The sequence below is a fragment of the Pseudomonas sp. R4-39-08 genome, from assembly GCF_003852275.1.
Classification (GTDB): Bacteria; Pseudomonadota; Gammaproteobacteria; order Pseudomonadales; family Pseudomonadaceae; genus Aquipseudomonas.
In genome coordinates this window covers 368,799-383,661 of record NZ_CP027733.1, presented here as the reverse complement: position 1 = coordinate 383,661, position 14,863 = coordinate 368,799, and the positions used below count along the sequence as shown (strand labels likewise).

13 protein-coding genes are annotated in these 14,863 nt (G+C 54.3%); 9 read left to right on the top strand and 4 right to left on the bottom strand.

Features of this window, described 5'->3' with window-relative positions; genetic code table 11:
* The first annotated feature begins 50 nt into the window (after nt 1–50).
* Both C4J88_RS01570 and C4J88_RS01565 read left to right on the top strand, forming a co-directional pair.
* Entirely contained in the window at nt 51–317 is a 267-nt protein-coding gene (locus C4J88_RS01570) for a CopG family ribbon-helix-helix protein (protein ID WP_078822908.1), read from the top strand.
* Nucleotides 280–570 carry a type II toxin-antitoxin system RelE/ParE family toxin gene (locus tag C4J88_RS01565; protein WP_124406039.1) on the top strand — a complete coding sequence of 97 codons (291 nt, stop codon included), beginning with the start codon at nt 280–282 and terminating at the stop codon, nt 568–570. Before C4J88_RS01570 ends, C4J88_RS01565 begins: the two co-directional genes overlap by 38 nt.
* Nucleotides 571–1,015: 445 nt before the next feature.
* On the opposite strand, the gene C4J88_RS01560 is transcribed toward C4J88_RS01565, so the two are convergent.
* Complete coding sequence (locus tag C4J88_RS01560; RefSeq protein ID WP_124406038.1) at nt 1,016–3,916, bottom strand: TrlF family AAA-like ATPase; 2,901 nt, start codon at nt 3,914–3,916, stop codon at nt 1,016–1,018.
* Nucleotides 3,917–4,406: 490 nt separating this feature from the next.
* Here C4J88_RS01560 and C4J88_RS01555 point away from each other — a divergent pair, with 490 nt between their 5' ends.
* Nucleotides 4,407–4,700: a DUF3077 domain-containing protein gene (locus C4J88_RS01555; RefSeq protein ID WP_124406037.1), complete on the top strand. Its 294-nt coding sequence runs from the start codon at nt 4,407–4,409 to the stop codon at nt 4,698–4,700.
* Nucleotides 4,701–5,461: 761 nt separating this feature from the next.
* Here the strand turns inward: C4J88_RS01555 and C4J88_RS01550 are convergent.
* Entirely contained in the window at nt 5,462–6,037 is a 576-nt protein-coding gene (locus C4J88_RS01550; RefSeq protein WP_124408582.1) for a TetR/AcrR family transcriptional regulator, read from the bottom strand.
* Nucleotides 6,038–6,181: 144 nt separating this feature from the next.
* Here C4J88_RS01550 and C4J88_RS01545 point away from each other — a divergent pair, with 144 nt between their 5' ends.
* The 6 genes from C4J88_RS01545 (at nt 6,182) to C4J88_RS01520 (ending at nt 12,656) form a co-directional block, all read left to right on the top strand.
* Nucleotides 6,182–7,282, top strand: a complete 1,101-nt coding sequence (locus C4J88_RS01545) for an alkene reductase (RefSeq protein ID WP_124406036.1) — start codon at nt 6,182–6,184, stop codon at nt 7,280–7,282.
* A gap of 66 nt (nt 7,283–7,348) precedes the next feature.
* Nucleotides 7,349–8,137, top strand: a complete 789-nt coding sequence (locus C4J88_RS01540) for an SDR family oxidoreductase (protein WP_124406035.1) — start codon at nt 7,349–7,351, stop codon at nt 8,135–8,137.
* 60 nt (nt 8,138–8,197) lie between these two features.
* The gene (locus tag C4J88_RS01535) at nt 8,198–9,196 is read left to right on the top strand and encodes an NADP-dependent oxidoreductase (protein ID WP_124406034.1); all 999 of its coding nucleotides are present in this window, start codon (nt 8,198–8,200) and stop codon (nt 9,194–9,196) included.
* A 122-nt stretch (nt 9,197–9,318) separates the two neighbouring features.
* A complete protein-coding gene (locus C4J88_RS01530) occupies nt 9,319–10,662 on the top strand; it encodes a CHASE2 domain-containing protein (RefSeq protein WP_124406033.1) in 1,344 nt (447 codons plus the stop codon).
* A 37-nt stretch (nt 10,663–10,699) separates the two neighbouring features.
* On the top strand, nt 10,700–11,065 hold the full coding sequence (locus C4J88_RS01525; RefSeq protein ID WP_124406032.1) for a hypothetical protein: 366 nt from the start codon (nt 10,700–10,702) through the stop codon (nt 11,063–11,065).
* 13 nt (nt 11,066–11,078) lie between these two features.
* A complete protein-coding gene (locus C4J88_RS01520; protein WP_124406031.1) occupies nt 11,079–12,656 on the top strand; it encodes a M48 family metallopeptidase in 1,578 nt (525 codons plus the stop codon).
* Nucleotides 12,657–12,762: 106 nt separating this feature from the next.
* On the opposite strand, the gene C4J88_RS01515 is transcribed toward C4J88_RS01520, so the two are convergent.
* Nucleotides 12,763–14,049, bottom strand: coding sequence for an OprD family porin (locus C4J88_RS01515; RefSeq protein WP_124406030.1), 1,287 nt, complete (start codon nt 14,047–14,049; stop codon nt 12,763–12,765).
* A 399-nt stretch (nt 14,050–14,448) separates the two neighbouring features.
* Nucleotides 14,449–14,664, bottom strand: a complete 216-nt coding sequence (locus C4J88_RS01510) for a hypothetical protein (RefSeq protein WP_124406029.1) — start codon at nt 14,662–14,664, stop codon at nt 14,449–14,451.
* Nucleotides 14,665–14,863: the final 199 nt, after the last annotated feature.

Here is a 14,863-nt window from a genome sequence, read left to right as displayed (position 1 = left end):
CGTTTGTATACCGTGTACACAGCGTATACAAAAATGTATGGAGCAACGTTATGGCAGCCTCTCCCGTTCTGTCTTTCCGAGTAAAGCCCGAACTTGCCAGCGAGCTGGATCAACTGGCGCAGGCGACCGACCGAGACCGCCAATACCACCTGCAACGGGCTTTGAGCCGCTATGTGGCCGATGAATCCTGGCATTTCAAAGCCGTGCAGGAAGGCATCGCAGATGCTGATGCCGGCAACGTCACCGATTTGGATGCCGTAAAGGCTAAGTGGGTAAAACGTGCCGAAGATCGCGTTAAGCAGCAAAGCGGAAAGTGACCTGAATGGAATTTACGAGCATTACGAAGGTTTAGTCGGCGCGGAATTGGGGGAGGCAGCCGTCTTCCACATCCTCAACTGCCTGGAAATGCTGGAGCGTTTTCCTAATGCAGGGAAAGCGTCTCCAATGCCCGACTGCCGAGAGCTGATTATCACCACGTACCCGTATCGAGCGACCTATAGCTTGCAGGGTGACCGCGTGATGGTCTTCCGGATTCTTCACCAACATTCGGAGCGTCAAGAGGATTGGTGATCGTTGATACGCAGGAGCGCCCAGGTAACTGACCTACTGATTACAAGTCGGTAGGTCCGACTCGTCACCACAATACAAAGCCCCTTAACTCGGGGCTTTGTGGTATCTGGCGTTTGAATGAATAGTGGCAATTGCAAGAAAATAAGTCCGTCCCCTTTTTCTTTGAATGTGGGGTTTATGTAGCGCTTATAGAAGGCGGGGGCTTGCGCAACTCACTCGTAAGCATCACGGAGTAAAATCTATTTGAGGAATCTGGGTCAGATTATGTTTTCAATTCAATAACGGAAATTGTGGTTTCACCCCGTTTTTACGTTTTTATAAAAATCAAATTACGACTTAACACATCTGAATCTAGGAATGGCCCACATCAATGTAAAGCGCGTTCATGATTCTCAAAGGGCAGCAAGCGCACGAACCGTGTGTTCGTGCGCTTGCTCCTGACCACCTAAATCTTTAATCCGTACTTCATCTCCCGTTCCTTGAATGCTGTAACACCGCCTTCTAGTATTTCGCAAACGTGTTGTCGAATACCTTGATTTCTAAGTGTCCCATCGTCGCTCGTCCTTTCGAACGAGCACTCCAAACCGCCACTAAAATAATCGAAACGAGGTAAGTCAATGTCAACATTAAGTTGCTGACCATCTTGGTTTGCAACAACAACACACTCAGCGTCAGCGGCAACAACTAGGTTCGCATTATGTGTAACCATGATGATTTGCCTCGAAGACTTCTTCTGCCTAACAAAATCTTTAAGCTGATCATAAATAGTACGATTATCGAGATTATCCTCAGGTTGATCAATTAATATGGGGTGAGATGAGTTGCTTAAATGCAAAATTAAGTTCAGTAGCACCAACCCCCTTTTGCCAGGGGACATCGTAGCAATGTCATCGTCTCTGTATCGGACCACGTAACTTATATAAAAACAATCACTATACAGCTTTTTGAGCAGATCAATATCCTCAACGCCCTTCCTAACTAAGGGAACGCCGTGCTTTTTGATTATCTTGGCACGTATGTTTTCTACGCGCTCAGCATGCGAGTCCAGATTGAAGTTAAAACTTCCATCAGGCGCCAGCAAACCGCTAAGTAACGCTTCTAGACTACCTCGTCTATCGAATGAAAACAAAAATTCGTTAAATTTGTCTTCATTAAATTCCACAACAGCGGAGACATCAAGACCAGATTCAAATTGATATTCTGGCTTGTCAATTTCTGCCGCGTAATCTCGATAAGCACATACTCGGCCACTATAGAGACCGGCCAATTCTTCTAAGCACTCAAGTCCAAGTGCTTTTATCGACACTTGACGCTCTAATATCTCATTAAGGAATTTTAACTTAACTTCTTCGTCATTAAGTTTCTTTATCGTAAGATTTAACAACTCTTGATCAGTGATTTTTATCAGTAAAGGTTGAAGTTTCTTATCAATATCAATGTACTCAAGCGCAATTCTCGCCTTGCTACTCTCAATGGAGTTGAATCTCGCCATGATCTCCAGACCAAATTCAACAACTGCGTCACCCACCTTTTTTTCAAGCAATTTTAAAGAATTGGCTAGGTATGTTGAGTCGTATGGCAGCCCAACTTCAGAAGTCAGCCCTTCTTTAAAGTCATTAATCAAAGAGCCAAGTAGGGTCGACGAAATATTCACCATCTTGTCTGCAGCAGACTCTATTTTACCGATGACTAACTCACGCTTCTCAAGTGTGGCCTTTCTTGAAGCTAGAAATTTATACCAGTTCTCTTCCACCTCCGTAAAACCGGACTTTTCGCGTAAAGATTTAATCTCTTGTCGCAACCGATCAATTTCCAGAACAACTGCTGCCTTAACACCAAACTCTTCCGACTGCTTTGATAGAACTTTGAATTTATCTCTAAGCTCAAAATAATAATCAACTTTTGAATTAATCTCTTTCCCCAAAGAAATGATTACACCTTCTTGAAATTCAGAGAACTCTCTAAACCCTTTACTTTGCAAAAGTATATCTTTTACCAAAGAATTTAGCTGTTCCTTACCATCTTCTTCTGCCAAGTGATTTATATACAATTGAGGTATATAGGTCAAAGGCTTTTTGCCCTCCAAATCCGAAAGCTTGCTAATATCACCATTAGACCAAAGAACTTCAAAATCTCCCAGCTCAATTCCACTATAAGTTGAGGACTTTGAGAGTCGAACCTTACTGTCAACCTCATCTCGATTAACCGAGCGTGCAATATGATACAGAAGCAGCGATTTGCCCGAAGACTTCCCACCTATTATTGTATTTAGATCGGGATTCAATACTATCCAGCTTTCGCTGAAAGATCCGACCCCAGCCTTATTCACGAAACGCACTCGATCTATAGTTTGGTAACTGCTTTTTTGCTGCGGCGACAGTTCCTGTACAACAACTCTCGAACTAGGATCATAAATAACCTGTTTTAGACCTTCAAACGTCGGATCGCTCTTAATCCAGGTGTGCCTGTTATTGTCGGGCTTAAATAGTTTCCCCTCACAATGCGCGTCGGATCCCCACAAGCACGCTTTTACAGCTCCAAACTCTCTAACGAACCCTACCTTATCCTTACCACCCAAGAAGAATGCTGCTGTATTAGGATTGGATGAAAATATAAAGTGTGCTTGCTTTATCAAGCTTTTACGAAGCATATGTCCTTGGGAATTCCAGTTAACAATACTGAGGTCTTCATCACAAGGGAGGGCAACGAGGTGTCTATCCCTAAATATCGTATTATTACGAAGCAACTTAATCAGTTCATTCTCATCAACAGAGGCATTCATCATCCCAACAAATAAAGCATTTCCATACTTGTCAAATTCCGGGTGCTCAGCGATCAACCTCCGTCCTAGATCTTCAAGATTAGACTTTGTTAGCGGCCGACGCTCCAATTCGGCGCCAGCGGATGCATTAAAACAAAACTGTATCTGTGAAATAAAATCGCTATTTATCTTTTCTATTGCAAGCTCATCAGACAATACAACATGATAGTTAACCTTTCGATTCCACGATAAATCTCGCTCCTTTCCAATCACAAGCTTTGATAGTCTAAACTCAATGTTCGGGAATACTTTGATTTCTTTTATAGCAGAAATAGCTTCTTCATCAAACAGCTCTTTTAACTTTTCGGAGTTCTCGAGGTAATCCCGCCTTAATATCTCGTAACCTTCCGGAAGATAGTAATCAGTGATACCTATTACGCTAATATTTTCTTCAATAGCTCGACGGAATAGAGTTACGACATATCCATCCCAGTCTTTACCAAACTCGCTTTGTAATACCGACGCTGGGGTATGGACGTGTAAGTCCCATTTACGCCACTCGGAGCCTCTAGGATACGCAGTCAATTTCCATCTCCATTCTGCACATCAAGGCCGAATTATTAGCCTTGTGCTTGCTACCATGCTAACCCTGCATGGCACCGAGCCATCAAGGCGGAGATTGACTCAAACAGCTCGTGATAAGCAATAGTCCACACCTGAGCCATGCGGTGCACAGAGTTGCACGAATCCAGCCATCCATTTAAGCTTCCTCGGGTCGCTGCTCATCAGCGATCGGGCCTGGAAACCCGTCACCGAGACGCACGTAGCGTCGTCAAACAATCAGCAGGCGCTTTTTTATGTCTGCCGTTTGTGCTTTTTGGCGGCCGTGTGTGGGAGACATTCGTGTCTGCCGAGTTGTCTCTGTCTCGGTTTCCAGCCTGCGCACGGCTGCCACCCATCGCCTGGAAACGATGTGTGGCCGTCTCAGTTGGTCATCAGAGAGGTTTCACACCATGCTTGATTACCGTAGCGCCATCCGTCTCAATATAGCCTCCACGTGTGCGGGAGGTCAGCAATGAGCACCCCATCCTCAGAAACCAAAACTATCGGCGTCCAGACCTTCGCAGATTGCGGCGAGGAAAAGGACCATCTGAAATTGTTTCGCGTCAACGCCGGAGTTCCAATCCTGGAAGCCTTGGAACACGCAGCACACGTCCTCTACTACGCAAAAATGCTCGCGCTTGAAGCCGCCATGGACCCTAGGGCGGAAAAGTTTGCGTTTGCCTCGCACTACCTGTGTGAAATGGGCAAATCGATTGTCGATGACCTGCTTCTGGCCATGCAGCCAGGTGGTCCACACCCGCAGTAGGCAGTTCGCGCCCGGTGCAGTGCATCGGGCGCCTAGAGCGTGGTGACTTTCCGTCTGCATAATTCTGTCCCGTAACCCGTCTCAGCCTGAAAACTGTCCCTCTTTGCATCTAGCGTCTCGCTCTTTTCGGTTCATTCGAAATATTTTTTAGTCCTATAAATTATAAAAACTGTCACTTCTCACAGTATATATTTTTTTAAAAAAATAAATTGGACATAGAGAGCTTCCAGAACTCCAACCTTCAGAATACAAAAATGACACTTCAAGACGTTGAACTTCTCGACTATGATCGCGACATTGTTAACGCACCTATCCCGGTCCTAATAGATGCTACGGCTACATAGTGCGGCCTATGCAAGGAACTGAGACCAATTATTAACAAAGTTGGCGGAAAAATATGGCGACCGAATCTTGGCATGCGCTTTGGATATTGACGCCTCACAAGAAGTAGCGAGAAAATTTGAGATACGAAGTGTACGCGCAGTGTTTATTCTTACAGGAGAGAAGTCAGGCATCATCATGTAGGCGCGGCGAAACTGGAAAAATATTCAGCCTTAATCGATCCGTGGCTTTAAGGAATTTTGAGCGGGCTCGTTAGGAGCCCGCAAACTAAAATGGCTGATTCCATGAACACCATGGACCTACTCTAACTCTAACGTGGTTGATAGCTGCCACATCAACGGTCCTAATTCATAGACAAATGACCGGCCTTCAACGCGTTTTGCTTCAGAAGCCCTGCAACGTCACGATCCCTATCCCCTCTACGCCTGTACCAACAACGCCTCAATCATCTCCCCCCGACACACCCCCAAAATCTCATCCGCCAACGCCGAATCATCAGGACAAGCACGCGATAACACAATCGCGCCAACCGCTCTTGCCAGCAGATCAATCATTTTCACCCTCGCCTCATTCGGCGCGGCATCCGGGCCGATTGGGTACTTTTCGCCGAGGGTTTGCAACATGTGCTCGATGCCTTCGGCGAAGGTCGATTTCAAATCGCCCGACTGACGCGCCGCGTCGCCGCACAACGCCGCCATGGTGCAGCCCGTGGCGCGGTTGTCGCGATGAGCCCTGGACACGTACAGGTCGATGAAGTCCTTCACGCTCAATGTTTCGGCGCTGGCCAGGGACTGCGAAAGACTGCAGGCCGAGGCTTCGGCCATCAGGTCGGCCTTGGAACCGAAATGTTTGTAGAAACCGCCATGGGTGAAGCCGGCGGCGGCCATCAGGTCGGCCACGCCGACGCCGTCAAAACCGCGCTCGCGAAATACCACTGAAGCCGTTTCGACGACGTGCTCCCGGTTTGCTTGGGCCTGGGCCTTGGACACGCGCATGTTCGCTACCTCTCTACCGCTGAATTCATGGGCTGATGATACATAGATGTCGTTCATAATCAAAACCGTTGACAGTTTAGATTTCGATCATCATCCTAATCGCAAGCGACATGACCTCTATCCACGGCCACGGAACCAACATCCATGAGCGATCTGAATCTGTTTACTCCCTACACACTTGGCAATCTGACGCTGGCGAACCGTGTGGTTCTCGCGCCACTGACACGCAATCGCGCGGGCAAAGGTTTTGTGCCGAGTGAGTTTGCTGCTGCCTATTACAGCCAACGGGCCAGCGCAGGCTTGTTGATTTCCGAAGCCTCGCAGATTTCGCAGCAGGGCCAGGGTTATCAAGACACCCCGGGCATTTACACGCAGCCGCAGATAGAAGGATGGCGCACGGTGACCGATGCTGTGCACGCCAAGGGTGGGAAAATTTTCCTGCAGCTGTGGCATGTGGGGCGTGTGTCTCATGTGGATCTGCAGCAGCAAGGCGCAGCGCCGGTTGCCCCTTCCGCGCTTCGTGCCGCGACCAAGGTGTTCGTCAATAACCGCTTCGAGGATGCTTCCGAGCCGCGAGCGCTGGAGGCCGACGAGCTGCCGGGCATCGTTAACGACTTCCGCCAGGCAGCGGCGAACGCGATTGCGGCGGGCTTCGACGGCGTGGAAATCCACGGTGCAAACGGCTATCTGCTGGATCAGTTCATCAAGGACGGCGCCAACCAGCGTACGGATGCCTACGGTGGTTCGATCGCGAACCGGGCGCGTCTGCTGCTGGAAGTGACGGCGGCCGTGGTCGACGAGATTGGTGCTGATCGCACCGGCATTCGCCTTTCGCCTGTGTCGCCAGCCAATGGTGTATCGAGCAGCGATCCACAGGCTCAGTTCGATTACGTCGTCGACCAACTCAATGCGCTGAGCATCGTGTATCTGCACGTCGTCGAAGGCGCGACCGGCGGCCCACGGGACGTCGCGCCCTTTGATTTCGAGGCCTTGCGCCAGCGCTTCAAGAACACCTACATCGCCAACAACGGCTACGACCTGGACCTGGCCGAGGCACGCGTGGCGCATGACAAGGCCGATCTGGTCGCCTTTGGTCGGCCATTTATCGGCAACCCCGATCTGGTGGAGCGGCTCAAGACCGGTGCGCCACTGTCCGCCTTCGACCCCGCCACGCTCTATGGCGGCGGTGCGGCAGGTTACATCGACTACCCGACGCTTGCCGAATCAAGCGCTGTCGCGAACTAGGCGTCGGCTGATCGAGCCTGGTTCTACGCGTGCCTCAATCTCAACCCCTGATAAAGAGCTGACATCATGACTACCCGCCCTACTGTTCTCATCACTGGCGCTTCCACTGGCATCGGCGCGGTGTACGCCGAGCGTTTCGCCCAACGCGGGCATGATCTGGTGCTGGTCGCCCGCGACCACGCGCGCCTGGAAACGCTCGCCGCGAAGTTGCAGGACGAACACAACGTCGCCATTGACGTACTTCAGGCCGACCTGACCCAACTCAGCGACCTGCACAGCGTTGAAGCGCGCCTGCGCGATGACGCGCGCATCGGCATCCTCGTCAACAATGCCGGCGCCGCACAATCCGGCACGTTCATCGAGCAAAGCACCGAGAGCGTTGCGCAACTGGTGGCCCTCAACACCACCGCGCTGGTGCGGCTCGCAAGCGCCATCGCGCCACGCCTGGCCAAAGCAGGTGACGGGGCTATCATCAACATCGGTTCGGTGGTGGGGCTGGCGCCTGAGTTCGGCATGTCGGTCTATGGGGCGACCAAGGCGTTTGTGCTGTTCCTTTCCCAGGGCCTGAGCCTGGAACTGTCGCCCCAGGGTGTTTACGTACAAGCCGTACTACCCGCCGCCACCCGCACGGAGATTTGGGACCGCGCCGGTATCGACATCAACACCCTGAGCGAAATCATGGAAGTGGGTGAGCTGGTCGATGCCGCCCTGCTGGGTTTCGACCGACGCGAGTTGGTGACTATTCCTGCGCTGCAGGAAGGCGAGCGTTGGGATGCGCTGCAAGCCGCGCGTGGGGGGCTGTTGGGGCAGATCAAGCAGTCCACGGTGGCCCAACGCTATTTGACTCAAGCCTGAACGGCTTGACGTTGCCGGGGCCGCGCTTCTCCTCATTCCACCGACAAGAGCAGTTGCACCATGAAAGCATTTTTTATCGACCGCTACGGTAAGCAGAACGGAACGATTGGCGAAGTGCCCGACCCTGCGGTCGGTGTGCATGACGTGCTGGTCCAAGTGCATGCAACGAGCGTGAACCCGTTGGATTCGAAGATCAGGGCGGGGGCGTTCAAGCTGATCCTGCCCTATAAACTTCCATTGATATTGGGCAATGACCTGGCCGGGGTGGTGGTTCGCACGGGTGCGGCGGTGACGCGATTCAAGCCGGGAGACGAAGTGTACGCTCGGCCTCCCGACGCGCAGATCGGGACCTTCGCTGAACTGATCGCTGTGAACGAAGACGCGCTGGCGCTGAAACCTTCGAACCTCGACATGGCCCAGGCGGCGTCCATCCCCTTGGCCGCCTTGACGGCCTGGCAAGCGCTGGTTGAAACCGCCCAGGTGAAAAAAGGCCAGAAGGTGTTGATCCATGCCGGCTCCGGCGGTGTTGGCACGCTTGCCATCCAGCTCGCCAAACACCTCGGTGCCTTCGTTGCCACCACCACCAGCACGGCGAATGTCGAATGGGTGAAAGCACTTGGGGCGGACGTGGTCATCGATTACAAACGCCAGGATTTTTCCAACGAGTTGCGCGATTTCGACGTGGTGTTGAACAGCCTCGGCACCGATGTACTGGAGAAATCGGTCAAGGTTCTCAAGCCTGGCGGCCAGCTAATTTCCCTGTCAGGGCCGCCGACTGCGCAATTTGCCCAAGCCCAAGGCCTGCCCTGGGTGCTGGGGCAGGTCATGCGCCTGCTCAGCAGTGGCATTCGCAGAAAAGCCCGCAAACAGAGGGTGAGCTATGGGTTTTTGTTCATGCATGCCGACGGGGTACAGCTGCAAAAAATCACCTCGCTGATCGAGGCTGGCGTCATCAAACCGGTCATTGATCGCTCCTTCCCGTTTACATCGACCGCAGAGGCGTTGCGGTACGTCGAGCAGGGCAGAGCAAAAGGCAAGGTCACCATTACGCTCCGATAGTTTTTTTTGCGAAAGGCGATCCAAGCGCACGAAGAATGTGGCACTTAGCCATCTCTTTGATTGACACCCCTTCTCTACTCCGTTAAAAAACCCGCCTTGCTGTGCATTTAATCGAGACATGGATGTCGTCCAACCCCCCGCTGTTCAAATACCGCCGCTATTGGCTGGCGGCCATCATCGTGTTGCTGGCGATTCTTGATCCTTTCGGCCTGGCCAGTTCCAGCGACAAGGCGTCGGCGCAGTGGCTCAATCGTATGTTCGCCAGCCACTACCCAAGCCTCGGACAACAGCAGGTGGCGGTGGTGTTGATTGATGATGCCTATCTGATGCGCAATGACAGCCCATGGCCAATGCCGTACAGCGACCAGAGCAAATTGTTCAAGCGTTTGCTGGCATACAAGCCACGGGCTGTGTTTGTGGATCTGCTTTACAGCCACGACCACTCGTTCGGCGACCCGTCGCGGGGCAGTCAGTTGCTGGCGAATGTGTTTGAGCGTTATCAACACCAGGGCATCCCGCTGTGGCTGGCCAATACTGGGCTGACGCGAGCAGAGGCGGGCCAGGCCAATACGCTGGCGCCTTTTATGCAGGTCAGCCGGCCAGCACTGGTGGCGTGGGAAGGGGTGGACGACAAGTACCCACTGGCTAAGCATACACAGACCGGGCTGATGGAAACCCCCGCCATGGCACTGTACCGGGTGTTCTGTGCCACGCAAGACTGCACGTCGCCGCCAGTGGATGCGCAAACTGCTGCTCAGCGCCAGCCCATCGCCGTGCAATGGGGGCTGAAGCTGGCAGCGGACCAGGCGCGTATTGCCGATATCCGCCACTGCGCAGCGGCACGGCATTTCTTTCTGGACGGAGTGGCACAGTTCTTCCAGGCCGTGTTCTGGAAGCTGGATGACTCCGCCCAGGCGCAGTGCCCTTATACGCTGACGTTATCGGCCAGTGACCTGGAAGTCAGTGACCCGGACGACCAAGCCTTGATCGCCGAGTTACTCCACGACCGCCTGGTGCTGATCGGCGCCAATATTGCGTCCACCGGGGACCTGGTGGAGTCGCCGGTGCACGGCCAGCTCCCCGGCGTTTACCTGCACGCCATGGCCCTGGATAACCTGATCAATGCAGGTATGAACTATGACCATGAACCCGCCGACTTCCCCCACCTGCCTTTCAATTGGCTGGACCTGCTGGAGCTCGGGCTGCTGGCGTTGATCGCTGTGCTCAAGGCGCTGCACGCACGACGCCTGGCGGGCCATCGCACCTGGAGCCGGTGGCGGCGCCAGGAAATCTGGTTTTTTACCTCGCCGTGCCCGTCGTGGCTGTTGGTGATGTCAACGTTGGGGTTGGTCAGTGTGCTGCTGAGCCTAAATGACATCACCCCGGTCAACGTGCTGGGCATTGTATTGCTGTCGTTGGTGTTGTTCAGCGAGCGGATCGAAGCCTTCTTCGACCGCGATCGTTGAGCGTGCCGCTTTGCCATTTGTCTCAAGGAACTCAAGGATGAACAGAAGCCTCATCGTCTTGCTCGCAGCCCTCTTCACCCAGGGTGCCTGGGCGGAAACCCACAGTATTCAGGCGTTCCTCGCCGACCCGGTGACGGTGCTCGACGAGCAGGGCAAGCCACAGCGCGAGTTGGCGAAAAAAGATGCGCCTACCCAGCCCATGCCGGTGCTGCAGTACAACCAGGCGTTGGACCTGGTGCAGGTAGAACTGGCAGGCCAGAAAGTCTGGCTGGACACCATGGACCTGCGCATCGAACCGCCGCTGAACGTGGTCGACCTGCCGTGCCTTGGCCTGACGAAAAGCCAGGCCAGGGACGCCCGCAATAATTCCACCATAGGTTTTGGTGCCGGTTGCAATCAATAAAGGGAGCGTTGCGGTGAGGGAATATCTAGTAGCAGCCAGCCTATTGGCCAGTTCGGTGCTCAGTGGTTGCGCCACCTTGAAGGGCGCGGACCAGGCGTTCCTGAATCTGGTAGGGCCGTCGACCCAGTCGCGGATCCAAGGCCACTACGTGGACAACATCGACGTGCGCCAGTACTACAAGCTGGACCCCCAACGCCAGAGCCAACAGCGCTTGAGCTACGACGGGCGGGCGGTGCCCGCTGCCGAAGCGCGCCAGCAGAACCTGGTGGATATCCCTATGCTGCAAGGCTACTTGCAGGGCATTGTCACGCGCTTGTCCAAGGGCTGGCCGGGCGAAGTGCCGCCGCTACAGGTGAAGATCACCGACAGTTATGGGTTCGGACCGTCGGCAGATCCTTACGGCAACCTGTTCGTACCGCTGGGCATGCTGGACAACGTGGCCAGCGAAGACGAAATCGCGGCGATGCTTGGCCACGAAATGAGCCATGTGCTGCTGCATCACCATGACCGCATGGCGGCCTTCCAGCAGCAGAAAGACATGTTTACCACCGTCGCCTCCACGGTCGCCCTGGCTACCATGGCTGCCGATACTGGCGTCGACCGTAGCGCCGGTACCATGAAGCTGTTCAGCAAAGACCCGGCCGGTACCCAGAAGACCATCGGCAACACGGTGCTGTACACCGCGCTGGCCAATACGTTTTCCGACCAAGTGTGGAGCACCGCCTGGGGCCGTAGCCAGGAAGACCAGGCCGACCTGCTTGGCACCGACTTGATGATCCGCGCCGGCTACGCGCCGCGCGCCGCCACCCATAGTCTGGAGCGTCTCAACGACTTCCAGGGCAAACAGAAACCCTTGCTCACTGGGTTCCTCACGGCGCGTAAGAATGCCATGCAGGATTCGCTGCAACAGTTCAATCTCAACCAGTTCACCAAGGAGTTGGATGTACTGGTCAAGGACGGCTTGACCACCGGCATCACCGCAACCACGCAGTACTTCAACCGCTCGCATATGTCGGCCACGGACCGCGACACCGAGCTGCGCCAATATTTGCAGCGCGAATATCGCCAGGAACGCCGCGCCCGGGTCAACCCGCAAAGCTGGTCGAAGATGAAGGCTACGCCCAAAGTGGCGGAGGCCTTGCAGGGCTACAAAGACGCGTACTTCGCAATCGATGCCCTGGAGAAAAACAAGGTACCGGATGCCGAAAGGTTTGTTCGCAAGGCCCTGGCCTCGCCCGTCAAGGACCAGCCGAGCATTCGGCGCACTGCCTATACCCTGCGCCTGGCCCAGGGTAAAAACAGCGAGGCGGTGAGAGAGTTGCAAGCGATCAAGGACTGGTCCCTGGCCGGCCCTTCCACCTATGACTTGATGATCAGCTACCACCTCAAGCGGGGCGACGGGCAATCGGCACTGGAGATGATCGACAAGGCCGAACGCAATCTGGGCTCGGAGGAACTGTTCATCACAGAAAAACTGTTGGCCAACCAGCAACTGCAGAATGTGCAGCAGGTGCAAACCGTGCTGCGCAAGTGTGAGCAATACCCGACACGCAAGGAAAACTGCAAGAAGCTCGCGCCGATCAAGGCCTGACGTTCGATGCTCACCGCCTAGCGGGAAATGCTCGTCGTCAGAAATAAAAAAACCCCGAACCAGTCGGGGTTTTTCTCGCCTGGCATCAGGCGCGACCTGCGATCAATCAGAAAACATTGATCGGGTAGTCGGCGAACAGGCGGATTTCGTTACCGCCCACGTTGTATTCGCTGGCGTTGTTGGAAACGCGCAACCACGAGGCGCGAGCGCGCAGGCTCAGGTCTTTGGCCGGGCCGCTCTGGACCACGTACTTGAACTGGTTCCAGATTTCACGCTCGGTGCCATCGCCACGGCCAGTGCCGTCGTCGATATTGGTGCCGCGTACATAGGCAATGTTGTAGGTCAGGCCCGGTACACCGAAGGTGGTGAAGTCGATGCCGTAGCCCGCTTGCCAAGAGCGCTCGTCCTTGCCGTTGAAGTCGGACCAGTAGGAGTTGGCCAGCAGGATGGTATTACCGCCGTCGCCGATGCCGCCAGCGTTGCGGTAGCCGCCGTACAGGTAGCCGGTGTCACCGGTGCTGCGCTGGTGAGCGATGGTGAAGCTGTGCGCGCCAACGGCCCAGGTAGCGCCCAGGCTCCAGATTTTGTTGTCGCGAGCGTCGGCGTCTTTCTGGTTTTCCAGGGCGAAGCTGCGGTCCAGCTTGGTTTTGTAGCCGTTGAAGTCAAAGGTCAGCGACTGTTTCTCTGGCAGCGCCAGCACATAGTTGACGTTGACGTACTGCTTCTTCAGCACGTCCTGCATGTCGGAGGCATACAACGCTGCCGACAGGCTTTCGTTGAATTTGTAGCTACCACCGATGTAGTTGATGCTTTTCAGGCCACCGCTGTCGCTGCCTTCGGCGCTCTTGCGTGCTTCCTTGGTGAAGTGGCCGGCGTCCAGTTGCAGACCGGCGATTTCCTTGGAAACGATCGAGGTGCCCTCGTAGGTTTCCGACAACAAACGCGAATTGTCGTACTGCAACACAGGCACGGCTGGCATCTGCTGACCGTATTTGATCACGGTGTTGGAAATGCGCGCCTTGACGGCTGCGCCGCCTTTGGCCAGATCGTTGGCAGCTTCGCCGCTATCGCCCTGCTTGAAGAAGTCGATACCGCCCGCACCGCTGCGACCTTTGCCGCCGTCCAGACGGATAGCGTATTGGCCAATCACGTCCACACCCACGCCCACAGTGCCCTGGGTGAAGCCGGACTCGAACTTGCCGATAAAACCCTGGCCCCACTCGGCCTTGTCCTGCTTGCCGTTCTTGTAGTCACGGCTGATGTAGGCGTTACGTGCTGCGATATTCAGGTGGCTGTCTTCAACGAAACCCTTGGATTGCTCCTGGTCGTTCGCCATGGCTGTCGATGCGCTCAAAATCCCCAGAGCGATCAGACTCATCCGTTGCTTCAACATTTTCTTATATTCCTTATTACTGGTTGAGTACGCGCTATGACACCAGGCCCCGTATCGCTTTCTGGTGTCGACTTTCTCCAGAAAAAACAAGGCCCGCGGACGACTGAACTGCCGCGGGCCTTTTCTTATTGGATGAGTCATGGCTGTTAGCCACAGGCGTTGGACGCAATCCTATGCGCGCGTTGAACTATGTGTCAATTTCGTGAACCGCCTCTATTTAGGCTAAATAATTCTAAGCACAGACCTATAGCGCTTTGGCTGTAGGAGCGAGCTTGCTCGCGAAAAACGTCCAAGCAACGCGTTCATTCTGAATAAACGCGGGGGCCCTGAGTTCTTCGCGAGCAAGCTCGCTCCTACAAAAAAGCCCTTGCCCCCTCCCATATTGATTCGTCGGCGCTTTCAGTTGCGCTCCAGCTCGCACAACACCTGCACCTCATCCTCCGTGAACAAGCCCGCTGGGTAGCGTTCACTCATCACGCTGCGCAAGTCAGGCTGTTGCCTGCCCTGGCGCGCGCCGTTTTCCTTCAACCAGAGCGCCAGCGCGTGGATCGCGTCGCCGTCGACCCGCACCGGGTGGAACGTGCGCGTGTACATCGGGTTGATTTCGGCATTCATTTCAGCGCTCTCTCCTGCTGCGTGAGCGGCTAACTTACTCAAGGTTTGTGACAGAACCATGCGGTCATCACCTTGGCGCTCTGTGGTGTGTTGCCGATACAAGAGCTATGCCAATCTCCCGCATTCACAGGTATTGAGGCACAAAAAAGCCCGCGACCGTGCTGGGTCGCGGGCTTGCCTGGAACACTGCGCTCGCGCA